This is a genomic window from Paeniglutamicibacter sp. NPDC091659, assembly GCF_044756805.1.
Classification (GTDB): Bacteria; Actinomycetota; Actinomycetes; order Actinomycetales; family Micrococcaceae; genus Paeniglutamicibacter.
In genome coordinates, this window is the sequence record NZ_JBIVTO010000014.1 from 47634 (window position 1) to 72757 (window position 25124).

Sequence of the window (25124 nt, forward strand, 5' to 3'; positions counted from 1 at the left end):
GCCATGAAGGGCCACCCAGCAACAACTCCCCCGGCAACCACGTTCCGCCACCACAAACCCAAACCTTTCGCCCCCATGGACTTTGATCCATTTGAGGGCGGGGCCGATCCCGCACGGATTTCCGAGGCGGCGCACCTGACCGCCCAGGCGCTGGTGCGCGCCGGAAAGGTCAACGCGGATCCCCAGGTGCGTGAACGGCTCGTGACCCTTGCCGAGGACGAAGGGCTGGAGATCGTGGCCGAGCTTTGGTCCAAGACCCCGGCGCGTTCGCTGCCCGGCGCGCTCTGGCGGCTTTACGCGATTCGCGCCGCGACGCTGGGCAATGCCGAGGCCATGGCTTCCTTCTTCGCCGCGGGCGCCCCGAAGGCCGAGGTCGCCCGTGCCATTGCCGGCGCCGCAGAGCCCCCGGGAGCGGAGGAACTGCGTGAAATGACGAGTTCCATCCTCACCGGAGCCTTCGAGGGCGACTTCGATGTGGCACTCGAGCGCACCGCAGCCTATTGCAGGGTCATTGCCCTGGGCCAAGCCGAACAGGCGGATGCCGCAGAGCTTTCACACGAGTCGCGCGCCTCGGTTATGACGCGCAGGGCCCACTCGCTACTGAAGACGGCCGAAGACCTTGAAGCCTGCGCTGAGTTGTGGCGACGCGGGGAACTTGACTGAGAGCTCCTTCACGCTGAGCGCGTATTGACCCCTTCCGTGTTGACAGCAGGGGTCCGATACGAGAAAAATTGATTTATGGTGCCGGATCGCGGCAGCCCCGGGCTCCAACTTTCAGCCGCTACGAGCGGCCTTCCGCCGAGAGGCGCTCCCGGTTCGGCACCACTATACTTCCCAATTCTGGCTCCAGGATTCCTGCCTCAGGCACTCCCCCGCTTACGAGACCAGACTGGTCAACAGTTGGCAATTTTTCCTGCACGCATTGGCATTTGTTGACAGTGGCATGTGGCGGCCAAGTGCATGGGCATGCCGGTCGTCGGCGCGCGCAAGGTCGCCTCCGCCCGGCGGATTTTCCGCACGGAAGACCTGGGTTCCCACCCGGGGATCGGGAGGGAGACTTGCGGGATTCCGCCGCGGGCGAGGTCCTTCGCGCAGGGACCGGGTCTCCGGGCTGCGGGAACCACGAAAGGCCCTGGAAGCATCGCTTGGTATTGCCCGCCGTCCTGCCGGTGGTGATGCCTCGGGGACCGGGTCTTTGTTCCAGGGTCCGGGGCATTGCGTCCACACACCTGCGCGCCGGCGGGCCCGAAGTGTCGGTGGCCGGGAGCAGAATGAGTGTATGGACGAGTTCGCGCAGGGCCCCGGTTCCCCGGCCGCCGGGCGGGGAACCGGCCTGCGCCGGGGCCGTGGTGCTGCAGATGCGGCGGCCGGGAGTGGTGGTGCCCCGTGACTGTCTCCGGCGTCACCGTGAACGTCCCGATGACCCCGGGCCTGGCCCGCCTGTTCGCCCTCACCGACACCGCCGCGGCCGGGCTCATGCGGCGGGGCTTCACCCACGCCACCCTGGACCGCCTCGCCGCCGGGACCGACGCCACCGGCCGGCGGCTGCCGGCCAGCGCCCACGTGGCCGCCGCCAGGCTCGGGCTGAACCCCACGCACCGGAAGGGCGTCTATGTGACCAGCCGGGTGGATCGCCTCATCCAGGCCAACGTCGTCGCCGTCCTGCGGACCCTCGCCGACCGCGACACCGCCCTGCAGCACCTCACCGGTACCGGGTGCCTGGTAGCCTCCCACCCCAAGGTCCGCGCGGGAACCGCCAAAAACCTGGGCAGCCAGGTGACCCGGCACCTGAAACGCCATCCCGGCGCCGCCATCGCTTCCCTGCGCCTGCCGATGCTCCCGGACACCCCGGCGCCCGGACGCCGGCTGATCCTCGGCGCGGTGGACAGGCAACTGGCTACCATGGAACTGGACGCGCCCGGCACCTCGCTGATCCTGGCCCTGCGCCTGCCCACGGTGGACAGGCCGACCGGCCGCAAGCACTGGGTGGCAGCCGAGATCACCCTGCCCGTCCCGCGGCACCTCCGGGGCCGGCCTGTCGCCAAGTGGCACCTGCCCACCATCACCATCCACCCGACCAAGCCGGGCATCGCAAGGTTCCACCTCGCGTACACCGAGCCGGATCCTCCCATGCGCAACCCCAAAACGCCGATCACCTCCGTGGTGGGCATCGACTGGTCGCCGGTCGGGCTCGGAGTCATCTCCCACACCCGCGCCACCCCGGACGGAAACCTGGTCTCCGCGTTCGAGGGTCACCGGTACGACGACCGCGGGCTCGGCACCAGACTCTTCCGGCTCCAGCAGGAAGGAGAAATCCTGACCGGGAAGATCGCCCGCACCGGGCATCTGGCCGACGGGCTTGAGGATTCCTCGCCCCTGCGCGCGGCGCTGGAAGCCAAGATCGCGGTCTGGAAGGAGTTGCGCACCCAACTCGGGGCCAAGCGTTCCCGGGTCAACCGGGAGTTGGCCTTCCACTTCGCCGGATGGGCCACCGGATACGCCCACCGGGTCGGCGCCACCAGCATCGCCATCGAGGATCTCTCCACCCTCACGGCCGGCGGCATCGGGCGGGCGAACAACAACCGGGTGGCCCAATCGGCGCGCCGCAAGGCCGTGGACGCCACCACCCATCTGGGAGCCCGCACCGGGCTGGAGGTCATCGAGGTCCCGGCCCGGGGAACCAGCGCCCACTGCCCCGGCTGCGATGCGGAGCTCGCCCGCCCCGGCGGCTACCACCACGCCCGGTGCCGACCCTGCGGGCTGGAGGGGAACCGGGACCAGGTCGCCTCGGTGAACGTGGGCAAGCGCGCCATCGCCGGGCAGGGAAGCCTCAAGACCGACCGCCAGACCCGGCGCAAGCACATCGGGAAGGTTGCCCATAGCCCAGTAAAGCGCGTCCCACGGCCCAAAAACGCCCCCACCCCGCGAAGGGCCCGCCACAAACGCGTCCGGCGCTCCGTGGCTCCGGTCCCGGTGAAAACGTCGAATGCCACTTATCCTGCACCTCAAGCGTCGGTGTGGGACACGGACCAGCCCCCAGGCACCCGTGAACGACGGACCTCTACCCCCGGCGCCCCGGTGCCGGGGAGTGGCAGGGATCCGTAGACGCTTGTTAACCTTTGCCCCGTAAACTGGGCACGACCTGTTTCCATACATTCGCACCCGGTGGTACATCGTGAAGTTTAGATTTTTCCCTTCGGATACGCGTGGCCTCGAGCTGTTGCGCGAGCTGGCCACCGAAGTCCACCAATGCGTCGGCATTCTTTCCGAAATGCTGGGATCCGACGAGGACCGCCAACAGCACCTGGACGCACTGAACGCTTCCGAAGTGAAAACCACGGATCTCCACTACGCGGTGCTCACCCACCTTCGCACCAGCTACGTGAACCCGTTGCCACGCGAGGACATTTACACCTTCTCCCGGTTGCTGCACGAAGCCGTCGAACAGCTCAGCGGCGCCGGCGACCTCATCGCCCATCTGGGGAACAGGCAGCTCTCCAACCGGGCGGCAGAGCAGCTCGAGCTCATCGGCCGCCAGGCAGAGCTCACCACCGAGGCGCTGGGCAAGTTGCAGCGCATGGACGACCTCGAAGACCTGTGGCTTGAACTGGTCAGGATTTCCAAGCGCGCCCACCGCACGCACCGCACCTGGATCGGGGAAATCGGGGAGCTGAGCAAGGCCGGCACCATCATTCGGCACCGGTCGGTGGCCGAACAATTCCTTGCCTCGGCGCAATCGCTGCGCGCCGTGGCCGACCACTTGGGACGCGTCCTGGTCAAGGAATCCTGAGCCCGACGATGACTGGCCAAACCCTCATGATGTTCCTGGTCCTTGCGTGCACCTGCGGCTTTGCGTTCCTCAACGGGTTCCGCGACGCCTCGAATTCGGTTGCGGCGGCCGTCCGCACCAGGGCATTGACCCCTGCCTACGCAGTTACGGTCGCGGCGTTCTTCACCTTTGTCGGCACCATGCTCTCCACCAGCTTTGGTGTCTACCTGATTTCCGCGGTTGAACTCAACGTCCCGGAGGGAACACCCGGGCTTGCCCTGTTGCTTGCGGCGCTGATCGCGGCCGGGGCGTGGGGCCTGCTGTGCTGGTGGCGGGGGCTTCCCATCTCATCCACCCACGCACTGATCTCCGCGCTGGCCGGGGCCAGCGGCGCCTCTGCGCTTCTGGGCAATGACGGGGTGCACGATGCCCTGCGCATGCTGCTCGGTGGCGTATTGATCCCGCTGGTTTTCACCCCGCTGGTCGCCTTTGCCATTTCCTACCTGCTGGTGGTTCCTGCCACCTGGCTGGTGCGGCATTCGAGCGCCGCGGACGTCAACGGTGTCTCGCGCGCCGGCCAGGCCGTCGCTGCCTGTGCGGTGGCGCTGGGGCACGGCATCCAGGACGGGCAGCGCACCGGCGCCATGCTCACCCTGACCCTGGTGACCGCTCATGCGGCCCAGCCCGGGTCAATCATGCTCGGCACGCAGCTGCTGGGCGCCACGTGCCTGGCCGCCGGCGTGCTTTGTGGCGGCTGGCGCATCGCCCACACCATCGCCTACCGGCTGGTGAGCCTTGACCCTTTGCGCGGAATGATCGCCCAATCGGTGTCCGCAAGCATGCTGTTCCTTGGCGCCATGGTCTTCCACCTGCCGCTGTCCACCACGCAGGCGGTGACCAGCTCCATCGTGGGAGCCGGCGCCAACCAGCGTTTCGAATCGGTGATTTGGCGGCACGTGAACCGGGTGGCGCGGCACTGGGTCGCGACCCCCGTGGTCTGTGCATTGCTGGCCGGGGTCTTGTTCCTGGCCATGCACCCGCTGCTCGCCTGACGCACGGTCCCGTCCGCCGAAACCGCCGCAGGCCCTTCCCCTATCCCCCGGACGGGGTCGGAGACGGCTCTCCTGACTGGTCGACAGGCTTTGCCAATTCCTTTGGAGTTTTCGATTCCCCGGGCTCCGGCGAAGCCGGATCGGGGCTTGAGGTTGGCGTGGTGCTTTCGTTGCCCTTGGCGTCGGTGGCCTTCACTCCCTCCGGATCGAGAGTCGGCGCAGTCGGCATGGTGGTGGGCAGGCTGGCGTCGTCCTGCTTCGGCGCTTCCGGAGTGCACTCATTGAGCAGCGGCTGGACGGTTGCGAACGGCAGGGGTGCCCGAAGGCGCCCGAGGTCGGTTCCGGCAGCCTGGTCAGGACTTTCCTCAGTGACATCCAAGGGGAAAACATTCCAGCCCTCGCCCTTGGAAGCGAATCTGTTGGGCATGCCGAAGATTTCTTCTCCGCGTTCCTGGTCGTAGTACGAGGAGTAGCCGTCGCCAAACGGATTGACGGAGAGTTTCCTGCCGTCCTGGTCGAACAGCTGTACATTGCGCAGCGGCTTGCCGGAGCAGTCGTAGGCGAAAACATTCGACACGTTGTCCCCGTCGACGGCGACGCCCTCCTGGACCGGCGAAACCGAGGATGCGTAGTCGTAGGACTGGTCGGAGAGGGCGCGGTTTACCGAGTCGAAGGAGATGACCGTGAGCGGCAACAGCAACAGCGCCGCAACAACGCTCGCGGTGGCTTTGAAGGCCGTGCCAATCCGGCCAGTGCCCAGCCAGCGCCCACGGCCCCATTGGACGCTCACTGCAATCAGGGCAACCCACAAGATGAACTCGAAGAAGCTGCGGGGGAAGAACGGCCATTCCTGCTTCAGCAGAACTATGAGCAGGCCAAAAACGATCCAACCACGCAGCACCCACCACACCGGGCGCAGGGCGGTCAGGAAATCGATCAGCGAGGCCGTCGACGGATGCCGCCGCAGGGCCTCCACGGTTTCGCGCGCCTTGAGGGCCAGCGACCGATGCAGGGGAACTGCGGCCGGGAGCGGCGCCTTGGCCTCGAGGCCGGCAGATGCGCGCAACTCGGCGGCGTAGGCAACCGGGTCGCCGAGGTCCGAGCCGTCCTCGGCAAGGCGTTCGGCCAGGTCCGCCTCGAGGTCCTCGGTAAGCTCCTCGACGTCGAGGGCTGGAAGGTCGGACAGCTGGGCCCGTACGGAGCGCGCGAACTCGCCGACGGTGTTCTGGTGGTTCGTGTTCATCAGTGGGATCCGTTCGAACTCGCGGCAGCTGCCGATGATGGTTGTTGGTTGATCAAGGCGGAGAACACCGCGGCAAACCCGTTCCAGGTTTCCCGCTGCTCATCGAGCATGGCGATTCCCTCCGCCTTGATGGCGTAGTACTTGCGATTGGGCCCACCCTCGGAGGGCACCACGTACGTCGAAAGCGCCCCCGCGGCGTAGAGCCGGCGCAACGTCCCGTACACCGAGGCGTCGCCGATCTCCGCGAGTCCCGCGGCGCGCAGGCGCCTGACGATGTCGTATCCGTAGCCGTCTTCCTCCCGGACCACGGCCAATACCGCGACGTCCAGCACTCCCTTGAGCAATTGCGTGGTGTCCACCGGGCACTCCCTTCTCCGCACACCACAGTATTACGCTTTGCACAGTAGTGTGCATATTGCGGCAGCATCCCGGCGTGTCGCGCGGAGCGTCGCCGTCCACAGCAACGTCCGGCCGCACCCGTTAAACACGGCAGCGGCGGGGCCCAACGCAAGATTTCCGCGTTGTGCCCCGCCGCTGTGATCCCCTCCAGGATCCCCGGAAGATCCCCCTTCCGGTACCGCCCCCGGTCCTTGGACCCGGGGCGAAGCTCTGCTGTTGTGTTGCCTCGGGGTTATCCGAAGCGGCCCGAGACGTAGTCCTCGGTGGCCTTGACCGACGGGTTGGAGAAGATCGTCGCGGTTTCCGCGTACTCGATCAGCTTGCCCGGCTTGCCGGTTCCGGCGATGTTGAAGAACGCGGTCTTGTCGCTCACGCGCGCGGCCTGCTGCATATTGTGGGTCACGATCACCACGGTGTACTCGCTCTTGAGCTCGTTGATCAGGTCCTCGATGGCCAGGGTGGAAATCGGGTCCAGGGCCGAGCACGGCTCGTCCATGAGGATCACCTCGGGCTTCACCGCGATGGTGCGGGCGATGCACAGGCGCTGCTGCTGGCCGCCGGAGAGGCCCGATCCCGGCTTGTCCAGGCGGTCCTTGACCTCGTTCCAGAGGTTGGCGCCGCGCAGCGACTTCTCCACCAGGTCATCGGCGTCGGAACGGGAGATCTTCTTGCCGTTGAGCTTCACCCCGGCGAGCACGTTGTCCTTGATGGACATGGTCGGGAACGGGTTCGGGCGCTGGAAGACCATGCCGATCTGGCTGCGCACGGTCACCGGGTCGACGCCGGATTCGTAGAGGTTGTCGCCGTCGAGCAGCACCTCGCCCTCGACGCGGCCGCCCGGGATGACCTCGTGCATGCGGTTCAGCGTGCGCAGGAAGGTGGACTTGCCGCAGCCGGACGGGCCGATGAACGCCGTCACGGACTTGGCTTCGATTTCGATGTTCACGTCTTCCACGGCCAGGAACTTGGAGTAGTAGACGTTGAGGTCTTTGACGTCGATGCGCTTGGACATTGTGGTTATTCCTTAGAAAGTTTGTGTGTGTCGGGTCCGGAGCGGGGTGCTCAACGGCCCTTCTTGGGGGCGAACAGTCCGGCAACCAGCCGGGCGCCCAGGTTCAGCACCATGACCATGGCGATCAGCAGCAGGGCCGCGGCCCAGGCGCGCTGGATCGACGGGTCGACGTTTGTCGGGGAGGTCGGTGCAAGGATCTGGTAGTAGATGAAGGTCGGCAGCGTGGCCATCCAGTTGCCGAACACGTTCACGTTGATGTTGTTGGCCAGGCCTGCGGTCACCAGGATCGGCGCCGTCTCGCCGATGACTCGGGCGATCGCCAGCGTGACGCCGGAGGCGATGCCGGAGATCGCGGTCGGGATGACAACCTTCACCACGGTGCGCCATTTGCGCACGCCCAGCGCGTAGGCAGCCTCGCGCAGCTCGTTCGGGACGATCTTGAGCATTTCCTCGGTGGAGCGAACCACAGTCGGGATCATCAGCACGCTCAACGCGACCGCCGCGACGATGCCCATACGGGCGGTCGGGCCAAGCAGCACCGCGAAGAGCGCGGTGGCGAACAGGCCGGCGACGATCGACGGGATGCCGGTCATGACGTCCACGAAGAAGGTGATGGCGCGGGCCAGCGGGCCGTTCTTGCCGTATTCGACCAGGTAGATGGCGGTCAGCATGCCGACCGGCACGGAGATGACCGTTGCCCACAGGGTGATCAGCAGGGTGCCGATGACCGCGTGGTACGCGCCGCCCAGCACCGGGGTGCCGTTCTCGACGCTGGCGTTGTCGACGGCGCCGGTGATCCCGTTCATGGAGTGGAACAGGAAGTGCATGTTGATGCCCGGCAGGCCCTTTTGCAGAACCGTGAACAGCACGCTTGCAAGCGGGATCAGCGCCAGCAGGAACGCGCCGTAGACCAGGTACGTGGCCAGGGCGTTCTTGCCGCGGCGCGGGCCTTCCACCGCGGTCGTGGTGACGGCGGCGGCGACTACGAAGATGACGGCGGTGTAGATCGCCAGCGACGCCACCGAGAACCCGGTGAGCGTCGAGGCCGCGGCGCCGAGCACCAGCGAACCGGCTGCGATGGCCGGAACCGCGAAGCGCGGCAGGTGGCCCTTGGCCAGTGAATTGCGCTTGCGCGCCAGGGGCGCTTTCGGCGTCTTGTCCGGCATGCCGGGAACGGTGTTCTTGGTCTGCTTGGTTGTCACGGCACTCATCAGTTCGCTCCCGAGAATTCCTTGTGGCGGGCGATGATGGCCCGGGCAATCAGGTTGACCACCAGGGTGATGACAAAGAGCACCAGGCCGGCGGCGATAAGTTCGGAAAGTCGCAGGCCGAAGGCTTCTGGGAAGTTCAGGGCGATTTCCGCGGCAATGGTCTGGTTGCCGGACTTGATGAGCGACGGAATCAGCGCGCCGGTGGAGAGCACCAGCGCCACGGCCATCGTTTCACCCAGCGCGCGGCCCAGGCCCAGCATGACTGCCGAGACGATGCCGGGGCGGGCGAAGGGCAGCACCGACATGGTGACCATTTCCCAGCGCGTGGCGCCCAGGGCGAGTGCGGCTTCCTCGTGGAGCTTGGGGGTCTGCAGGAAGATCTCGCGGCTCAGCGAGGTGATGATCGGAAGGATCATCACGGCCAGCACGATGCCTGCGGTGAGGATGGTCTTGCCGGTCTGCGAGGCCGGGCCCGCGAAGATCGGGATGAAACCCAGGTTTTCGGCCAGCCACTGGTAGGCGGGCACGAGCGCCGGAGCCAGCACCAGGTAGCCCCAGGCGCCGTAGATGACCGACGGGATCGCCGCAAGCAGGTCGATCACGTAGCCCAGGCCCGCGGCCAGCTTGCGCGGCGCGTAGTGGGAGATGAACAGAGCGACCGCGATGCCCACCGGGGTGGCGATCAGCAGGGCGATGCCCGCGGCGATCACGGTGCCGATGACGATCGGGAAGATGTAGCTGCCGAAGCCTTCGCCGCCGGTGATCAGCGCCGGGTTGGCGGTGAAGGTCGGGAGCGCCTGGATGAACAGGAACAAGGCAACGGCAAAAAGAGTGACGAGGATGAGGATGCCCGCGCCGAGCGCGGCACCGGAGAAGATCTTGTCTCCGGCCTGCCCGTTGGATCCTTGGCGCCGCAGCGCGTTGGTGGTCATAAGGGTGAGCCTTCAAATGTTGTGCAAGCGGATACGGGGATCGGGTGGCCGCTTGGCGTGGGATGAGGAGGGGAAAAACCGTGGAGTCCGCGCGCCCCGCCCGATGCGGCGATTGCCGGCATCGGGCGGGAAGGCGCGGGAGGGGTCTTGGCTAGGAGCCGACCTTGATGGATTCGACGGACTTGATGGCCGCTTCGCTCATCTTGCTGGAGAGCGGGGCGCTGCCCGCGGAGGTTGCAGCTTCCTTCTGTCCGGCGTCGGAGAGGACGTACTCGCCGAAGCTCTTGACCAGGTCAACCGTGGCCTGGTCCTTGTAGCTGGAGCAGAACACGTGGTACGAAACCAGGATGATCGGGTAGGTGCCCGATTCGGTGGAGTCGCGCTTCAGGTCCAGCGACATGTCCAGCTCGCCGCGGCCGGCGACCGGGGTGGCTGCTTCCACTGCCTTGGCGGCGGCTTCGGAGGAGATCTCGGTGTAGTCCTCACCGACCTTCACCTTGACTGTGCCGAGCTTGCCCACGGCCGAGTGGTCGGCGTAGGTGATGGCGCCGACGGTGCCGGTGGTGGTGGCAACAACGCCGGAGGTGCCCTTGGCGTTTTCGCTGGCAAGGTCTGCCGGCCAGTCGCCGCTGACTTCATAGGTCCAGACGTCCTTGGCAGCAGCTGCCAGGTATTCGACGAAATTCTCGGTGGTTCCGGACTCGTCGTTGCGGTGGACCACGGTGATTGCGGTGTCCGGAAGTTCAACGCCCGGGTTGGCCGCGGCGATGGCCGGGTCGTTCCACTTGGTGATCTCGAGCTTGAAGATCTTGGCGATTGCAGCCGCATCAAGGTTCAGGGTTTCGACGCCCGGCAGGTTGAAGGCCACGGCGATCGGGGAAACGTAGGCCGGGACGTTGAATGCGCCCTCGGGACCACAGACGCTCTTCGAGGCTTCGATCTCTTCCGTCTTCAGGTAGGCGTCCGAGCCGGCGAACTGCGCGCCGCCAGCCAGGAAGGCCTTGCGTCCGGCGCCGGAGCCATCCGGGGAGTACTGGACCATGGTGCCGGCGTTGGCGGCTTCGAAGCCGGCCTTCCAGGCTTCCATGGCCGACTTCTGCGAGGAAGCACCGCTACCGGTGAGCGTGCCGGAAACCGCACCGGCGCTTGCGCCTCCGGTGGAGGCGCTGGTTCCTGCCGTGGCGGTCGGGCTGTCCGAACCACACGCGGTCAGTGCCAGTGCGGCTACGGTAAGGACAGCAGCCGCGCTGCCAATGCGATTGAGCTTCACGAATTTTCCTCTTTCAAGTACCTGTCAATGATGGTCCGAATCGTCGTGGTTCGCACCCGTCGATGCACGCGCTGGCACATCGCTTCAATACGAAGTTAGGCCGCGTAGGTAACCAGACGTTGCGATGAAGGTGAACGGAAGATGAACAAGCCGCGGATACTTTGGTGTTTCGGCTCACTTGCGCCCCGCGAACCGCGGAAGTCCGGGCCGTGACAGACTGGGGGCATGGGCGTGAAAACTTCGATTGCCAGCGGTTGGGGCTTTATCAAGCGTCGCAACCGGGTCGGGATGCGCAGGGCACAAAGCTCCATGCCGAAAATCATCCAAATGACCGTGTGCGCAATCCTGGCCTACTGGATAGCCGAACGCGTGTTGGGGCACGAGGGCCCCATCTTTGCCGCAACCAGCGCCCTGCTCGCGCTGGGCTTCGGCGCCCAAACCACGGTGCGGCGCACCATGGAGGTGGCGATCGGCTGCACGCTCGGCGTGGCCGTCGGCGACCTGCTGCTCACGTTCCTGGGAACCGGCCTCTGGCAGGCCGCCACCGTCCTGTTCCTTTCCCTGACGATCGCCCGCTACCTGGATTCCGGGCCGATCTTTACCACCCAGCTGGGTCTGCAATCGCTGCTGGTGGTCCTGCTTCCCATCGGCGAGGCCGGACCGTTCGCAAGGTCGCTGGACGCCGTGGTGGGCTCGGTCTGCGCCCTGTTGATCCTGATGATCCTGCCGCGCGATCCCCGGAGGACGCCGATGGCAGACCTGGGCAAACTCCTGAACGAGCTGTCGGGCGTGCTTCAGGAATGCGGGCGCGCCGTCAGCACCTCCGATTCCACGATGGCCTTCCACGCCCTGATCCGCGCCCGCGCCACCCAGCCCCTCATGGACGCCCTGCCCGGCTCGCTTGACCTTGCCCGCGAGGTCGCCACCTTGGCGCCGGCCCACCGGCGCCACCGTTCGGACATCGGCAGGCTCGTGGTGACAGCGGAGAAGACGGATCTCGCGGTGAGGAACTCCCGCGTTCTGGCCCGCCGCCTCACCACCGTGATCGACAACGCCGCCTTGAGCGACAGGGGCGTGGAGACGGTTGCCGGCCTGCTGACCGAACTCTCGGAGGCGGTCGATGCGCTGGGCCATGCGGTCCTTGAACCCACGGAATCGGGATATTCACGCGCCATTTCGCGGGCCAAACGTGAGCTGTCCGATTGCGCGGCCCGGCTGGACCCCAAGTCCCTGCATGTGAGCGGGATGCAGGGCGAAGGCATGGTCCTGCTGCTGCGTCCCCTGGTCGTCGACCTGCTCGAGGCCACCGGAACCCTGCATGAGGATGCCGTGGCACTGCTCCCCCGCCTCTAGCGAACGGCACACCGCGCCTGCGCAAACTGTCGGCGCAAGGCACTAGCATCAAGCACATGGCAAAGAGCGCACGCACCAAATCCACTCCGTCCTACCGCTGCGCGGAATGTGGCTGGAGCACGGTGAAGTGGGTGGGCCGCTGCGGCGAATGCCAGGCGTGGGGCACCGTTGAGGAAATGGGAGCCGTCAGCGCCAAGACCACCGTCGCCACCACCATCGCCAGCCCCGCCCAGCCCATCGGCGACATCGACGCCTCGGCCGCCTCCTACCGGCCCTCCGGGGTCGACGAGCTCGACCGCGTGCTCGGCGGCGGCTTCGTGCCCGGCGCCGTGATCCTCCTGGCGGGCGAACCCGGCGTAGGCAAGTCGACCCTGCTGCTGGATGTTGCCGCGCGAGCGGCCCGCGGCGACCGCAGGGTCCTGTACATCACCGGCGAGGAATCTGCGGCCCAGGTCAAGGTTCGTGCCGAACGCATCGACGCAATTGCCGACACGCTCTTCCTCACCGCCGAATCCGACCTGGGCATCGCGCTGGGCCAGATCGAAAAGATCGACCCGGAATTGCTGATCGTCGACTCCGTGCAGACGCTGGCCTCGGGCGAGGTCGACGGCACGGCCGGCGGCATCTCCCAGGTCCGCGAGGTTGCGGCGTCCATCATCAACGCGGCCAAGCGCCGGAACATGACCACGGTGCTGGTCGGCCACGTGACAAAGGAAGGCTCGATCGCCGGGCCCCGGTTGCTGGAACACCTCGTCGACGTGGTGTGCCAGTTCGACGGCGAGCGCCATTCCCGCCTCCGCCTGCTGCGGGCCCTGAAAAACCGCTACGGCCCCACCGACGAGGTGGGCTGCTTCGACCTGACCGAAACCGGCATCCACGGCCTGGCGGATCCCTCGGGCCTGTTTGTCACCCGCACCAAGGACCCCGTCCCGGGAACCTGCATCACCGTCACCCTTGAGGGCCGGCGCCCCCTGGTTGCCGAGATCCAGACACTGCTGTCCCGTTCGGTGAGTGCGATCCCGCGCCGGGCCACCAGCGGCCTGGATGCGGCCCGCACCCAGATGATCCTTGCCGTGCTGCAATCGCGGGCAAAGATGGAACTCGGCGGCCTGGATTCCTACGTGGCCACCGTCGGCGGGGTCAAGCTCAGCGAACCGGCAACCGACCTGGCCACGGCGCTGGCACTGGCTTCCTCGATGCACAACCACCCGTTGCCGCCGCAGTTCGTCGCGTTCGGCGAGGTCGGCCTCGCCGGGGAGGTTCGCCCGGTGCCGGAGATCGGCAGGCGCATCACGGAGGCCGAACGCCTCGGGTTCCGTTACGCGATGGTTCCGGACTCGCCGCAGCCACCCAAGAACATCCCGGACTCCATCCGGGTATTCACCGTCTCGTCGGTGCACGAAGCCCTCAACATCGCCTTCGAGCAACGGGTCAAAAACTAGGTTTTTGGGCACATTGGTAACAAAGAGGTACCGATACCGGGCATTTGCGTTCATTTCCGCATTCACCACCACAGACATGGCCATACCATTGAATAAATTCCCTGGAAGGAAATGGCCATGTCCAAAAGCCCCGAAGATGCACTGCGCACCACACTGGCGCGGGTTGCCCCGGGCACGGAGTTGCGCGATGGCCTTGAACGCATCCTGCGCGGCCGAACCGGCGCGCTCATCGTCTTGGGCCACGACAAGGTCGTCGATGCGATCTGTTCCGGCGGATTCGATATCAACATCAATTTCTCCCCCACCAGCCTTCGCGAACTGGCCAAGATGGATGGTGCAATCGTCTGCGACAAGGACGCTTCGCACATCCTGCGCGCGGGCGTCCAGCTGGTTCCCGACCACAGCATTCCCACCCAGGAATCGGGCACGCGCCACCGCACGGCCGAACGCGTTGCCATCCAAACGGGATTCCCCGTGGTCTCGGTATCCCAGTCGATGCACATCATTGCGCTCTACGTGCAGGGCATCCGGTATGTCCTGGAAGGTTCCGAACCGGTGCTGGCCCGCGGCAACCAGGCCCTAGCAACGCTCGAACGCTACCGTTCACGCCTTGACCAGGTCACGAATGCGCTCTCGGCGGCCGAGATCGAGGCCGTGGTAACGGTCAGGGATGTTGCGGCAATGCTGCAACGGCAGGAAATGGTCCGGCGCATTTCCGAGGAAATCGCCCAGTACGTGCTGGAACTCGGCGCCGACGGCCGTCTCCTCGCATTGCAGCTCGATGAACTGTCCGCCGGGCTCGGACCCGGATCGGACCTGTTGCTGAAGGACTACTCTTCCCTGGGCAAGGAAGAACTCGACATCGATGCTGCCCTGCGCAAATTGCAGCACCTGGACAGCACCGACCTCATCGATTTGGGAAAGATCGCCACGATTCTTGGCGTCACCCCCGGAATCGATTCATTGGAGGCAGTCGTCGCCCCCAAGGGATACCGCTTGCTCGCCGGCATCAAGTCCGTCCCTCGGGCCGTCGCAGACCGCCTGGTCACAAGCTTCGGTGGCCTGCAACGCCTGATGGCAGCCAACATCGAGGATCTCATGGCGGTCGACGGCATCGGAGAGCAGCGCGCACGCACCGTGCGCGAGGGGCTTTCCCGCATTGCGGAGTCCTCGTTGTTGGACCGCTTCATCTAGCATCCGCTTCCGGCGCAGACCGGCGGACGACCCTCCACACTATTTCAGTTCGAAGCCGGTCTTCTGGCTTGTGATGTTCCCGAGCGTTGCGGTGAACCCGTACCACCCGGGACGCGGCTTGGCGTTGACAATCTTGCAACCGGGAGCGCTGCGGACCCGATCCCAGGTGAACCGCGCCCTTTCGCTGCTGCCCGGCTTCATGGTGATTTCAATGTCGCTGGGATCCGCAAGGCAATCGGCCGTCGAAAAGATCCTGTCACTGCCGCTCATGACGGTGAATTCCTGCTGGCTTGTACCGACATTCACAATGCACTCGGACTTGCCGATGTTCTTGATGGTCATGACAAGCACCGGGTTCTGCGAGGGTCCGTGCGTTGCCTGTGCCGTCGTTGCAGCAACGCTGACGTCGCCTTCCGAACACACTGCGGTTCCATTGCTTGGCTCCACCACGGGGAGGGTGCTTTCCGTGGCCGTCGGAGCATCGCTCGGCGCCGCAGCCTGGGCCGGATTGCCGTCCGTCTCCTTCGGGCGCAGCGACGAGGCAATGGCGATTCCCGCCCACACCAAAAGCACGATCACCAGGAGCCCGGCGATCAGCGCCGCCAGACGACGGCGTCGATACACCATTGGGGACGGGCGAGTGGAACGGACCTGCTTTTCTGCCATACCTCAAGGCTACGAAGCTATCGCGTTCCGCCACGGCTCCCACGCCGCCCGTTAGAGTAATGTTGTCCCATTTAACTGTCCCGAGGTTTCACGTGCCACACCCGCAATTACCGCTGCTCCACCAGCACATCGCAGACTGGTACTCCACGCATGCCAGAACCCTGCCCTGGCGGGAAAAATCGACCAGCGCCTGGGGCATCATGGTCTCCGAATTCATGCTGCAGCAGACCCCCGTGGTTCGGGTCCTGCCGGTCTGGGAGACGTGGATGGACCGCTGGCCGACGCCGGCGGACCTTGCCGCCGAACCTGTGTCGGAGGCCGTCCGCGCCTGGGGCAGGCTGGGCTACCCGCGTCGCGCCCTGCGCCTGCATGCCGCGGCGGTCGTGATTACCGAGCAGCACGGCGGGCAGGTTCCCGGGACCGAAGCCGAACTGCTGGCGTTGCCCGGGGTGGGCACCTACACGGCAGCTGCCATCGCCTGCTTTGCCTTTGGCGTGCCCACGGTGGTCGTTGACACGAATATCCGCCGGGTCCACGCACGCTTGGTCAGCGGCAAGGCCCTGCCCGAGCAAAACCAGAATGCCGCCGAACTGGCCCTGGCCGCCCGGCTCCTGCCGGAAGCGAACCCGCAAAATGCCGGCGAGGTTGCGCTGGCAAACACGTGGAACATCGGTGTCATGGAACTTGGCGCCCTGGTGTGCACCGCGCGTTCCCCGCGCTGCGAGGACTGCCCGGTCATTGACCAATGCGCCTGGATTGCGGCAGGACGCCCTGAACCGCACTATGTTCCCAAGGGCCAGCCCTGGCACGGAACCGACCGCCAGGTCCGCGGAGCGATGATGGCCGTGCTGCGTCATTCGTCGGGTCCGGTGAACCGGGAGGACTTAGTCGGGGTGCCCGACCTGGCAGCAGCGGCAAGCGATCCGCGGATCGCCGTCTCCGCCCGGCAGGGAGACCCCGCCCATGAGGCATGGGTGACCCTGCATGCGTTGCCAGCCCTCGCCGAACAACGCGAGCGGGCACTGGATTCGCTGCTGGCAGACGGGCTGGCGCAGCAGGGCGCGATTGGCATCGGCCTGCCGCATTAGATGACCGGCAAGTTCCGACCGGTGACGATGCCCCGTCGAAGCCATTGCAGGCATCGGCAAGCCATATCTCTTCCGGCACGGCAGGGCTGCCCGGAACGAATTGCGAAAGCACCAGCTGTCCGGCACCGGAGCACTGCTCCCAGGCACGTCACCCGCGGGCGGAAGCGAACCGCAAACCATTGGGGGATTGGATCCGGTGCTCCCCCTTACCGGGCCGACCGGCGCAGGAAAACGAAATCGGTGCTGCGGCGCCCCAGCACAGCGGCAATGCCTTCGGCCGCTTCGGGGTCACCGAGACTAGCCACCATGGACCGGGCTTCCCGGTCCATCTGTTCCTCCAGTGGAAGAACGGGAGCGGTACGGCACAGGTCGAGGATCCGGCCGGTGGCGCGTTCCGGGCCTTGTGCCAATTGGCGGCCCATTTCGATGGCGGCGGCCTCCGCACGGCCGGGCTCCGTCAGGGTGGTGACAACGCCGAGTGCGTGCATCCGCTCCGCGGAGACGCGCTCCCCGGTCAGGCAAATCTGGGTCAGCAGCTGGCGCGGCACGGATTCGGCAAGCAGCGCGGTCAGCCCGCCGTCGGGAGTCAACCCCGCCTTGACGTAGGAAGCGGCGAAGAAGGCATTACGGGCAGCCACCATAAGGTCCCCGGAAAGTGCCAGCGACATGCCCGCTCCGGTGGCTCCGCCTTCCACCGCGGTGATGACGGGCTTCGGGCTTCTCCTGATCTCCCGGATGAGCCCATGCAGCAATTCAAGCCGCGCGCGGCGGGCTTCGGGGGTTATCTCCCTAGTGGCTGCAAGCTGGTTGAGGTTGCCGCCGGAGGAAAAGAAATCCCCTGCACCCGCAATGACCACTGCACCCACGGCAGGGTCGCCAGTTGCCCCGGCCAGCGCTTCGCTGGCGGCCTGGAAAAACTCGGGTCCGATCGAATTGCGCGTGGCGGGGTTGTTGATTGTCAGCACCAAGACCGCGCCTTCGGTGCGGGCCAATATAACATCGGTGGTCATGGGGCCGATTCCTGTCCAAGGTTTGTGTAACGGAGCTGGTGGAATTCTTCGTCCGCACTCAGTGCTGCGGTTCCGCATGGCGGGCCCGGGGCGTAAACGATTCGTGCTGAGTGGCCGGCGGTACGGTCGCGGGCCGGCGGGCACCGCACGGCCTTGGTTCGATGGTCTTGGCCCGGGCAACCAAGATGCTCCAGCCAGCATGCGGCCTGAAGGCGGGCCGCATGCTGGCCGACGCACTGGTGGGGATGCCCACGTCGCAGGCCGCGGCACGTCGTTCCCTTCTTGCATCGAAAACACCAGCACCGGGCGCAACGCCACCACTACAGTGCCCGGAGCCACACCCTGCAAACGCGACTGTAACACTGGGCGCGTAAAGGGGCAGGAATCCAAGTCGGATCCCGCCGCCCATCGTGGGAGGCAAGAGCTCAAGAGGTCCATGTAGTCCTGTTGCTACCCTCAAACCGCATGCCAAGCGCGACGAAGCCGGGCACGGGATCCCATGCCCGGCTTCGTCGCGCTTCTATTGCGTTCCCCGGCCGGCGGGGACCGCTGTTTATCGGGCTGCGGTTTGCAGCGACTGCTTGCGGGTGAACGCGGAGATTCCGGTGATGTCACGGCCCACGATCAGGGCCTGCATGGAATCGGTGCCCTCGTAGGTGGAGACGACTTCCATGTCGGTCAGGTGGCGTGCCACGTGGTTCTCCAGCAGCATGCCGTTGCCGGCCATCATGTCGCGGGCCTCCCGGCATATGGCCAAGGCTTTGCGCGAGGTCGTCATCTTGATCAAGGAAGCCATTGGCGCGGTCAGCTCGTCGCGCTCCTGCAGCTCCGCCATGCGGGTGCACATCAGCTGCATGCTGGTCAGGTCCGAAAGCATCGTGGCCAGCTTCTCCTGGACCAACTGATAGCTGCCGATAGGCGCCCCGAACTGCTCGCGCTGCAGGGCGTACTTGGCTGCCATCTCGAAGGCCGCCATGCCGTGGCCCACTGCCTCCCACGAGGCGCCGCCACGGGTCGCCTTCAACACGCGGTTGACACCGTCAAAGGATTCGCAGTTTTCCAGGCGGTTCTCGGTCGGGATACGCAGGTTCTCAATGACGATGTCTGCCTGCAGGATGGCACGCTTGCCGATCTTGCCAACGATCGGCGTTGGGTTGTAGCCGGCCGGGTACTCGCCCGAGGCCTGGCGTTCCACGATGAAGGCCTTCACGTTTCCGTCGGCCTCGTCGCGGGCGAACACCACAATGACGTCCGCTTCGTGGCCGTTGCCGATCCAGCGCTTGTGGCCATTGAGCACCCAGGTGTTGCCTTCGAGGCGCGCCGAGGTTTCCAGGGACACCGAGTCCGAGCCATGCAGCGGCTCGGTCAGTGCGAACGCACCGGTCTTTTCAAGGCGTGCCATGGCCGGCAGCCAGCGCTGGCGCTGCTCCTCGTTGCCCAGCATGTAGATCGAGCCCATGCACAGGTTCGAGTGCACCCCCAGGAAGGTGTTTACCGAACCGTCGATGCGGCCCATTTCGCGGGCCACGATTCCTGCCGCCTGGCGGGAGAAGCCGGGGCAGTCGTAGCCCTTGATGAAGGTTCCAATGATTCCAAGATCGCGGAGACCCGGAATGACCTCGCGCGGAAATTCTGCGCGTTCCCAGTAATCGTTGATGATTGGTTCAATGCTTGTCTGGCCAAAGGCACGTACCCGGTCGCGGAGCGCCCGGTCAGCATCGGTGAGATCCGCATCAAGCAAGAAATAGTCCGGGTGGTCAAAAACCGAGGTCATGGTCCATACTTTCTTTTCGTTTCCATCGGGATAAGTAGTTACCCGGAAGCCTCAACGGCAAGGGCACCAACGGCAGGAACAGGGGAGGCGGCATGCCTATCAAAACCCACCGCCCCCATGCCCCGGGCGTCGTTAACTCCCTGGGCCCTTTCACCCATGGTGAGTCGCCACCGTGTAGTGCAGACCACACTAACAAGCGTGATGGCCACACGGAACGAGGCCGGCAGCCCCCAGGCCTGCATTGGAGCAGGCCCCTAAACCTAACCCTTGACACATCTTGATCCGGCACAAAGGTCACCCGTGGCAGCCTCGCAAGACGCAAAATTCCGCATGGTATCCACGAACTACCGTCTCTTTTCCACTCGGTCCCGAGGTTCCCAGCAGCCCCGGTTGACGGTGCGCAGGCCCCGGCACGGGCCTTGGCCCGAGCGCTTCAGCCAATCACCGTGATAGGTGCGGCCCCATGCCCTGATAAAGGGTCTCTTCGTGCACGGTCGGGTTCAGCCAGCATTGGCAAGCCCCGTACTTTCTCAACACACACCACCCCGGCGCCAGCCAACAGCGCATCACCGCCAGTTTCAATGCTCGCTGACTCAGGCCCCGGGAGGTACTTTTCCATGCGCCAAGTCGCCGGCCCTTCTGTCCCAGCCGCTGTCCTTGCCGTTGTTGCCACAACGATGTCTTGTCGCCTACGCCCCAGCCACAGCGCCGGGGCGTAGGCGACTCCACCTATCGCGGCTATAGCGGGCAAAAGCTACCGGACGGGAGTCTTGCTGGGCTAACGTCCTGATCGTGAGCGTTCTCTACTTGGTCCGGCACGGACAAGCATCCTTCGGCACCGAGGACTATGACCGCCTGTCGCCCCGCGGCAAGGACCAGAGTCAGTCCCTCGGCGCCTTTCTGATGCGGGCCGGGACCACCCCGACCAGCATCACCAGCGGCGACATGAAGCGCCAGCGCCAGACGGCCCAGGGGCTCATCGAGGCCACCGACTGGGACACGAAGCTCGGCATCGACCCGGGTTGGGACGAATTCAACGCCTCCGCGGTGATCGGCGCCTATCCCACGGATGACCCGAGCGCCAAGAGCGATTCACGGGCATTCCAGCGACTGCTCGAAAAGGCCTCCACGCGGTGGGCCTCCGGCGACCATGACGCCGACTACCTCGAAACATTCACCGCGTTCACCGATCGGGTCGACGCGGCGCTCGACAGGGCCGTCGACGGACTCGGATCCGGGCAGAGTGCTGTCGTCGTCTCCAGTTCCGGCGTCATCGCTTGGGCGGCGGCCCGGCTGCTTGACGGCGGATTCGAGCAATGGCTCGCGCTGAACCGGGTCACCGTGAATTCCGGCGTCACCAAGATCGTCTCCGGCGCCTCCGGAAAGACGATGGTGACGTTCAACGACCACGGCCATCTCCCCAGCTCCTGGATCACCTACCGCTAAACGTTCCCGGCGGGGCAAACACCAACTTCACACCAGAGACAGGAAACAGGATCCATCATGACTGAACCAAAGCGCACGGCAATCATCACCGGAGCAGGCCGCGGCATCGGCGCCGAAATTGCATGCCGCCTGGCTTCCGACGGATTCAACATCGCGGCGATCGACCTCGACGAGAAGGGCCTGAACGCCCTGACCGCCGGCCTGCGCGCCGACGGACACTCCGCCATCGGCATCGTCGCCGACATCTCCGACGAGGACGCCGTCGAGGCAGCCGTGGCCCGCACCGCCGACGAGCTCGGCGCACCCACCGTGGTGGTCAACAACGCGGGCATCATCCGCGACAACATGCTGTTCAAGATGTCGGTCTCCGACTGGGACCTGGTCATGAACGTGCACCTGCGTGGTTCCTTCCTGGTCTCCCGCGCCGCCCAGAAGCACATGGTCGAGGCCAAGTGGGGCCGCATCGTGAACCTCTCGAGCACCTCGGCGCTGGGCAACCGCGGCCAGGCCAACTACTCCGCAGCCAAGGCCGGCCTGCAGGGCTTCACCAAGACCCTGGCCCTGGAACTCGGCCAGTTCGGCGTCACGGCCAACGCGATCGCGCCGGGCTTCATCGAAACCGAGATGACGGCCTCCACCGCCGAGCGCATGGGCATCACCTTCGAGGACTTCACCGCCAAGGCCGCCGCCGCGATCCCGGTGCGCCGCACCGGCAAGCCCGCGGACATCGCCAACGCAGTGTCCTTCTTCGCCTCCGAGAACTCCGGGTTCGTCTCCGGCCAGGTGCTCTACGTTGCGGGCGGTCCGAAGGCATGAGGATCTTCAACGGCATCGACGACTTCGCACAGGTTGTGGGTGAGGAAATCGGCGTCACCGAATGGCGCACCATCACCCAGGAAGACATCGATGCGTTCGCCAGGGTGACCAACGACCACCAGTGGATCCACGTCGACACCGAGCGCGCGGCCTTCGGACCGTTCGGCACCACGCTGGTGCACGGCTACCTGACGCTCTCGCTGGTGTCCGGGTTCATGTTCAACACCTACCGCATCGACGGGCTGTCCATGGGCGTGAACTACGGATCCAACAAGGTCCGCTACCCCGCCCCGGTCCTGGTCGGCTCGCGCGTGCGCGGCCGGGTCAAGCTGGTGTCCCTCGAGCGGCAGGACAGCTGGGCGCAGTCAACGGTCCAGGTCACCGTCGAACAGGAGCTCGACGGGGAGGCGAAGAAGCCGGGCTGCGTCGCCGAGGTCGTCTCCCGCCTCTACGAGGCCCCCGCCGCCTAGTCCACGGCAGGATCTCTCGTCCCCCGCCGCCCCGTATACTCCGTAGAACCCTCTTCCCGAAGGAGCACCACCATGCCCAGAGCCGCCATCGTCGCCACGGCCCGCACCCCGATCGGCAAGGCGCACCGCGGGGCCTTCAACAACACCTCGGCACCGGAGCTGGCCGGGCACGCGATTGCCGCGGCACTGGCCAAGACCGGAATCGACCCGTCTCTGGTCGAAGACGTCGTCATGGGCGCGGCCGTGCAACAGGGCACGCAAAGCTTCAACGTCGCCCGCCAGGGCGCACTGCGTGCCGGCCTGCCGGTGACGGTTCCCGGGCAGACCATCGACAGGCAGTGCTCCTCCGGGTTGATGGCGGTCGCGACGGCGGCCAAGCAGATCCTCTTCGATTCCATGGATGTGGCAATCGGCGGCGGCGTCGAGTCCATTTCGCTGGTGCAGAACGAGCACTACAACAAGTACCGGATCCGCGATTCCTGGCTCGAGGCCAACGTCCCCGGCACCTACATGCCCATGCTTCGCACCGCCGAGCTCGTGGCCGAACGCTACGGCATCAGCCGCGAGGCGCAGGACCGGATGGCTGCCGCTTCCCAGCAGCGGGCCGCAAACGCGCAGGCGAGCGGCAGGTTCGACGACGAGATCGCGCCGATCTGGGTAATCACGCTGAAGACCGACAAGGAAAGCGGCGAGATCAGCGAGACCGAGCAACTCGTCTCCCAGGATGAGGGCGTGCGCGCCGGAACAACCTTCGAAACCCTCTCGGGCCTCCGCACGGTCCTGCAGCCCGGGGAATTCACCGCGAACCCGACCGTGACGGCCGGCAACGCCTCGCAGCTGTCCGATGGCGCCTCGGCCAACGTGTTGATGAACAGCGACTACGCCGCGTCGCTGGGCCTCGCTCCGCTGGGCTACTACTGCGGCATCGCCGTGACCGGGTGCGAACCCGACGAGATGGGGATCGGTCCCGTCACGGCCATCCCGCGGCTCCTGAAGAACCACGGGTTGACCGTTGACGACATCGGGATCTGGGAACTGAACGAGGCTTTCGCCTCGCAGGCGGTCTACTGCCGCGACGTCCTGGGGATCGACCCGGAAAAGATGAACGTCAACGGCGGCGCGATCGCGCTGGGCCACCCGTACGGCATGACAGGCTCGCGGGCCGTGGGCAGCGCGCTGCTCGAAGGCCGCCGCCGCGATGCGCAGTTCGTGGTGGTTTCCATGTGCGTGGGCGGCGGCATGGGCGCCGCGGGCCTCTTCGAGGTCGCGCGCTAAGCGGGCTCGCCAAACACCGCGGAAACACCTGCGGGCGGTTTCCCCGGGCATCATGCCCAGGGAAACCGCCCGCAATTGTTTTCAACCCGCTACTGCAGCGGGGAGAACTCCGCCGGGGCAAGCCGCTTCACCAGCGTGGAGAGCGGTGCCGGGCAGTCGGCCGGGCGCGTGGCCCCTGCCCCAACGGCCGCGACGGCCCGCGCACGGTGCTCCTCGTCCGGGTGCGCCCAGATCTGGACGATCCCGTTGGTCTGTCCGAACTCCAGGCGCCCGGCCAGCACTAGCGAGTCGTGCTTGCTGCGCTCCCGGATCGCGTTCGACCAGGCCTCCCCGGCGGCGCGGAGGTCGGCGACCTTGAAGTAGTCGTAGCGGATCTCAAAGACCGGCCCGATGGCCGCGGGGGCCGGCTCCTCGACGAAGTCGAACGGGATGACCAGCTCAACCATCATCCGGTCGACGAATCCGCCCGTTGCCGGCGGCCAGTTCGGGTGTTTGGCGGCGAGCGCGCGACGCTCGGTGCGCTCGGCCTGGTCCTGGTAGGGCCACACGTGGATCACTTCGCTCTGCGGCTGGTCCGTGGTGCGCCAGAATCCGGCCAGCGGCGAGAACTCGGCACGGTCGGCGTACCCGCTGCCGAACCGCCGCTCGAACTCCGGCACGTTTTCCGAATCCACTTGGTAGGAACGGATTTCGTAAATCATTGGCATTTCCTTCTCGTGTTGGTCGAACGGGATCTCGGTGGCGGGGCCGCTCAACCCCGGAGGCTCAGCAGGCCATCCAGCGCGGCGACGCCGGCGCCGGCGCATTCCTCGTCCTGCTCGCCGGAGCCGCCGCCCACGCCGCAGGCTCCGACCAGGATGCCGTCGCTGAAGATCGGGACGGCGCCCTTGGCGTAGAAGATGTGCCCGCCCTCGGCCTGGGCGATGCCGGACATGATCGGCGAGGCGGCACGCTCGGCCAGCAGGCCGCTGGGCTTGGCGAAGCCGGCGGAGGCAACGGCCTTGCCCTGCGAGCCATAGCCGGCGCCCCAGTGCCCGCCGTCCATCCGCCCGAAGGCGAGGAGCCGGCCGCCGGCGTCACAGACCGAGACGCTGATCCTGATGTCCAATTCCGTGGCTTTGTCGATGGCGCTTGCAATGACGAGGTTTGCCTGTGCGAGGGTGAGTGTCATGACCTGTCTTTCGGGTGGTTTCGGAAAAAGGGTTTCTGAAGTCGCGGACGCGCTAGGGAATGGCCCGGAACATGGACAGCTTGGCGTTGGAGGTGTGCGGCCTGATCTTCGAGGCCCACTCGCCCTGCGCGGATGCGGCCTTCCACTCCGGGGTCTGCGGCAGGTCCGGGGAGTCCACGCGGTAGACAGTTGCGTAGCGCTGCACGCCGGGGTTGGGCCGTTCCAGGACGTAGCGCTGGACGCCCAGGACACCCGGGACCTTCGCGATGAATGGAACGTGCTCGTCGTTGTAGATGCGGTTGAACTCGTCGTCGAGCTCCTCCGGGATATCTAGCTGGACGAGCCACATGTATTCGGTGCTTTCCTTCACGTGCCTTACCTTTCGACGGCCGCTCAGGCCGCGGGGCATCCCGGCCCGGCACTTCGGTGCAGGTCAGTGCCCCGCGTCGGCGGCGTTCTTTGTGGGTCGCCCGTTGCTGGATGTCCAACGGGCGAGGTCAAGGGGTGGTGCTCAAGAGGAAGTGTTCAATT

General features: G+C 66.0%; 24 protein-coding genes. 12 read left to right on the forward strand and 12 right to left on the reverse strand.

All coding sequences use genetic code 11. The annotated features are described in order from the left end of the window. Positions 1-3: 3 nt before the first annotated feature. The 4 genes from ACIQLF_RS19750 (at position 4) to ACIQLF_RS19765 (ending at position 4821) form a co-directional block, all read left to right on the forward strand. Positions 4-663 carry a hypothetical protein gene (locus ACIQLF_RS19750; RefSeq protein WP_400302329.1) on the forward strand — a complete coding sequence of 220 codons (660 nt, stop codon included), beginning with the start codon at positions 4-6 and terminating at the stop codon, positions 661-663. Positions 664-1386: 723 nt separating this feature from the next. Continuing rightward, positions 1387-3105, forward strand: a complete 1719-nt coding sequence (locus ACIQLF_RS19755) for a zinc ribbon domain-containing protein (protein ID WP_400302331.1) — start codon at positions 1387-1389, stop codon at positions 3103-3105. Positions 3106-3175: 70 nt separating this feature from the next. Next, complete coding sequence (locus ACIQLF_RS19760; RefSeq protein WP_400302332.1) at positions 3176-3790, forward strand: hypothetical protein; 615 nt, start codon at positions 3176-3178, stop codon at positions 3788-3790. Between the two features lie 8 nt (positions 3791-3798). Beyond that, positions 3799-4821 carry an anion permease gene (locus ACIQLF_RS19765; RefSeq protein ID WP_400302334.1) on the forward strand — a complete coding sequence of 341 codons (1023 nt, stop codon included), beginning with the start codon at positions 3799-3801 and terminating at the stop codon, positions 4819-4821. A 40-nt stretch (positions 4822-4861) separates the two neighbouring features. Here ACIQLF_RS19765 and ACIQLF_RS19770 read toward each other — a convergent pair whose 3' ends face one another. The 6 genes from ACIQLF_RS19770 to pstS all read right to left on the reverse strand — a co-directional run bounded on the left by ACIQLF_RS19770 (position 4862) and on the right by pstS (position 10888). Further along, entirely contained in the window at positions 4862-6064 is a 1203-nt protein-coding gene (locus ACIQLF_RS19770; RefSeq protein ID WP_400302336.1) for a hypothetical protein, read from the reverse strand. Next, complete coding sequence (locus tag ACIQLF_RS19775; RefSeq protein WP_400302338.1) at positions 6064-6423, reverse strand: PadR family transcriptional regulator; 360 nt, start codon at positions 6421-6423, stop codon at positions 6064-6066. The genes ACIQLF_RS19770 and ACIQLF_RS19775 overlap by 1 nt, the downstream gene beginning before the upstream one ends. Positions 6424-6695: 272 nt before the next feature. Continuing rightward, positions 6696-7475: a phosphate ABC transporter ATP-binding protein PstB gene (pstB, locus tag ACIQLF_RS19780; protein WP_400302341.1), complete on the reverse strand. Its 780-nt coding sequence runs from the start codon at positions 7473-7475 to the stop codon at positions 6696-6698. 50 nt (positions 7476-7525) lie between these two features. After that, positions 7526-8641, reverse strand: coding sequence for a phosphate ABC transporter permease PstA (pstA, locus tag ACIQLF_RS19785; protein ID WP_400302446.1), 1116 nt, complete (start codon positions 8639-8641; stop codon positions 7526-7528). Positions 8642-8685: 44 nt separating this feature from the next. Next, complete coding sequence (gene pstC, locus ACIQLF_RS19790) at positions 8686-9618, reverse strand: phosphate ABC transporter permease subunit PstC (protein ID WP_387529937.1); 933 nt, start codon at positions 9616-9618, stop codon at positions 8686-8688. Positions 9619-9769: 151 nt separating this feature from the next. After that, positions 9770-10888: a phosphate ABC transporter substrate-binding protein PstS gene (pstS, locus tag ACIQLF_RS19795; protein WP_400302343.1), complete on the reverse strand. Its 1119-nt coding sequence runs from the start codon at positions 10886-10888 to the stop codon at positions 9770-9772. A gap of 225 nt (positions 10889-11113) precedes the next feature. Here pstS and ACIQLF_RS19800 point away from each other — a divergent pair, with 225 nt between their 5' ends. From ACIQLF_RS19800 to disA, 3 genes are all read left to right on the forward strand, one after another. Next, positions 11114-12241, forward strand: coding sequence for an aromatic acid exporter family protein (locus tag ACIQLF_RS19800; RefSeq protein ID WP_400302345.1), 1128 nt, complete (start codon positions 11114-11116; stop codon positions 12239-12241). 56 nt (positions 12242-12297) lie between these two features. After that, the gene (gene radA, locus ACIQLF_RS19805) at positions 12298-13683 is read left to right on the forward strand and encodes a DNA repair protein RadA (RefSeq protein WP_400302347.1); all 1386 of its coding nucleotides are present in this window, start codon (positions 12298-12300) and stop codon (positions 13681-13683) included. A 117-nt stretch (positions 13684-13800) separates the two neighbouring features. After that, on the forward strand, positions 13801-14877 hold the full coding sequence (gene disA, locus ACIQLF_RS19810; RefSeq protein ID WP_400302349.1) for a DNA integrity scanning diadenylate cyclase DisA: 1077 nt from the start codon (positions 13801-13803) through the stop codon (positions 14875-14877). Positions 14878-14916: 39 nt separating this feature from the next. Here disA and ACIQLF_RS19815 read toward each other — a convergent pair whose 3' ends face one another. Beyond that, positions 14917-15543: a hypothetical protein gene (locus ACIQLF_RS19815; RefSeq protein WP_400302351.1), complete on the reverse strand. Its 627-nt coding sequence runs from the start codon at positions 15541-15543 to the stop codon at positions 14917-14919. Between the two features lie 59 nt (positions 15544-15602). Between ACIQLF_RS19815 and ACIQLF_RS19820 the strand changes: the two genes are divergently transcribed. Continuing rightward, a complete protein-coding gene (locus ACIQLF_RS19820) occupies positions 15603-16631 on the forward strand; it encodes an A/G-specific adenine glycosylase (protein ID WP_400302353.1) in 1029 nt (342 codons plus the stop codon). Between the two features lie 206 nt (positions 16632-16837). On the opposite strand, the gene ACIQLF_RS19825 is transcribed toward ACIQLF_RS19820, so the two are convergent. Beyond that, complete coding sequence (locus ACIQLF_RS19825; protein WP_400302355.1) at positions 16838-17641, reverse strand: oxepin-CoA hydrolase, alternative type; 804 nt, start codon at positions 17639-17641, stop codon at positions 16838-16840. A 553-nt stretch (positions 17642-18194) separates the two neighbouring features. After that, positions 18195-19415 carry an acyl-CoA dehydrogenase family protein gene (locus ACIQLF_RS19830; protein WP_400302358.1) on the reverse strand — a complete coding sequence of 407 codons (1221 nt, stop codon included), beginning with the start codon at positions 19413-19415 and terminating at the stop codon, positions 18195-18197. Positions 19416-20207: 792 nt separating this feature from the next. Here ACIQLF_RS19830 and ACIQLF_RS19835 point away from each other — a divergent pair. The 4 genes from ACIQLF_RS19835 (at position 20208) to ACIQLF_RS19850 (ending at position 23422) form a co-directional block, all read left to right on the forward strand. Further along, positions 20208-20861: a histidine phosphatase family protein gene (locus tag ACIQLF_RS19835; RefSeq protein ID WP_400302361.1), complete on the forward strand. Its 654-nt coding sequence runs from the start codon at positions 20208-20210 to the stop codon at positions 20859-20861. 57 nt (positions 20862-20918) lie between these two features. Then, complete coding sequence (locus ACIQLF_RS19840) at positions 20919-21677, forward strand: SDR family oxidoreductase (protein WP_400302364.1); 759 nt, start codon at positions 20919-20921, stop codon at positions 21675-21677. Beyond that, positions 21674-22147 carry a MaoC family dehydratase gene (locus ACIQLF_RS19845; RefSeq protein WP_400302366.1) on the forward strand — a complete coding sequence of 158 codons (474 nt, stop codon included), beginning with the start codon at positions 21674-21676 and terminating at the stop codon, positions 22145-22147. The genes ACIQLF_RS19840 and ACIQLF_RS19845 overlap by 4 nt, the downstream gene beginning before the upstream one ends. A 72-nt stretch (positions 22148-22219) precedes the next feature. Then, positions 22220-23422 carry an acetyl-CoA C-acyltransferase gene (locus ACIQLF_RS19850; RefSeq protein ID WP_400302368.1) on the forward strand — a complete coding sequence of 401 codons (1203 nt, stop codon included), beginning with the start codon at positions 22220-22222 and terminating at the stop codon, positions 23420-23422. An 89-nt stretch (positions 23423-23511) separates the two neighbouring features. On the opposite strand, the gene ACIQLF_RS19855 is transcribed toward ACIQLF_RS19850, so the two are convergent. Genes ACIQLF_RS19855 through ACIQLF_RS19865 form a run of 3 tightly spaced genes read right to left on the reverse strand, consistent with a single transcriptional unit; the run spans position 23512 to position 24963 of the window. Further along, positions 23512-24123 (reverse strand): NIPSNAP family protein, encoded by a 612-nt coding sequence (locus tag ACIQLF_RS19855; RefSeq protein ID WP_400302371.1) that lies wholly within the window; start codon positions 24121-24123, stop codon positions 23512-23514. Between the two features lie 50 nt (positions 24124-24173). Then, positions 24174-24593 carry a heme-binding protein gene (locus ACIQLF_RS19860; RefSeq protein WP_400302373.1) on the reverse strand — a complete coding sequence of 140 codons (420 nt, stop codon included), beginning with the start codon at positions 24591-24593 and terminating at the stop codon, positions 24174-24176. A gap of 52 nt (positions 24594-24645) precedes the next feature. Then, positions 24646-24963, reverse strand: a complete 318-nt coding sequence (locus ACIQLF_RS19865) for an EthD domain-containing protein (RefSeq protein ID WP_400302376.1) — start codon at positions 24961-24963, stop codon at positions 24646-24648. Positions 24964-25124: the final 161 nt, after the last annotated feature.

Coding starts and splice junctions, on each gene's coding strand:
- ACIQLF_RS19820 (WP_400302353.1), top strand. CDS start 15,603: ATGTTGTCCCATTTAACTGTCCCGAGGTTTCACGTGCCACACCCGCAA.
- ACIQLF_RS19850 (WP_400302368.1), top strand. CDS start 22,220: ATGCCCAGAGCCGCCATCGTCGCCACGGCCCGCACCCCGATCGGCAAG.
- pstB (WP_400302341.1), bottom strand. CDS start 7,475: ATGTCCAAGCGCATCGACGTCAAAGACCTCAACGTCTACTACTCCAAG.
- ACIQLF_RS19830 (WP_400302358.1), bottom strand. CDS start 19,415: ATGACCTCGGTTTTTGACCACCCGGACTATTTCTTGCTTGATGCGGAT.
- ACIQLF_RS19750 (WP_400302329.1), top strand. CDS start 4: ATGAAGGGCCACCCAGCAACAACTCCCCCGGCAACCACGTTCCGCCAC.
- ACIQLF_RS19845 (WP_400302366.1), top strand. CDS start 21,674: ATGAGGATCTTCAACGGCATCGACGACTTCGCACAGGTTGTGGGTGAG.
- pstA (WP_400302446.1), bottom strand. CDS start 8,641: ATGCCGGACAAGACGCCGAAAGCGCCCCTGGCGCGCAAGCGCAATTCA.
- ACIQLF_RS19800 (WP_400302345.1), top strand. CDS start 11,114: ATGGGCGTGAAAACTTCGATTGCCAGCGGTTGGGGCTTTATCAAGCGT.
- disA (WP_400302349.1), top strand. CDS start 13,801: ATGTCCAAAAGCCCCGAAGATGCACTGCGCACCACACTGGCGCGGGTT.
- ACIQLF_RS19825 (WP_400302355.1), bottom strand. CDS start 17,641: ATGACCACCGATGTTATATTGGCCCGCACCGAAGGCGCGGTCTTGGTG.
- ACIQLF_RS19840 (WP_400302364.1), top strand. CDS start 20,919: ATGACTGAACCAAAGCGCACGGCAATCATCACCGGAGCAGGCCGCGGC.
- pstC (WP_387529937.1), bottom strand. CDS start 9,618: ATGACCACCAACGCGCTGCGGCGCCAAGGATCCAACGGGCAGGCCGGA.
- ACIQLF_RS19770 (WP_400302336.1), bottom strand. CDS start 6,064: ATGAACACGAACCACCAGAACACCGTCGGCGAGTTCGCGCGCTCCGTA.
- ACIQLF_RS19765 (WP_400302334.1), top strand. CDS start 3,799: ATGACTGGCCAAACCCTCATGATGTTCCTGGTCCTTGCGTGCACCTGC.
- radA (WP_400302347.1), top strand. CDS start 12,298: ATGGCAAAGAGCGCACGCACCAAATCCACTCCGTCCTACCGCTGCGCG.
- ACIQLF_RS19860 (WP_400302373.1), bottom strand. CDS start 24,593: ATGACACTCACCCTCGCACAGGCAAACCTCGTCATTGCAAGCGCCATC.
- ACIQLF_RS19855 (WP_400302371.1), bottom strand. CDS start 24,123: ATGATTTACGAAATCCGTTCCTACCAAGTGGATTCGGAAAACGTGCCG.
- ACIQLF_RS19815 (WP_400302351.1), bottom strand. CDS start 15,543: ATGGCAGAAAAGCAGGTCCGTTCCACTCGCCCGTCCCCAATGGTGTAT.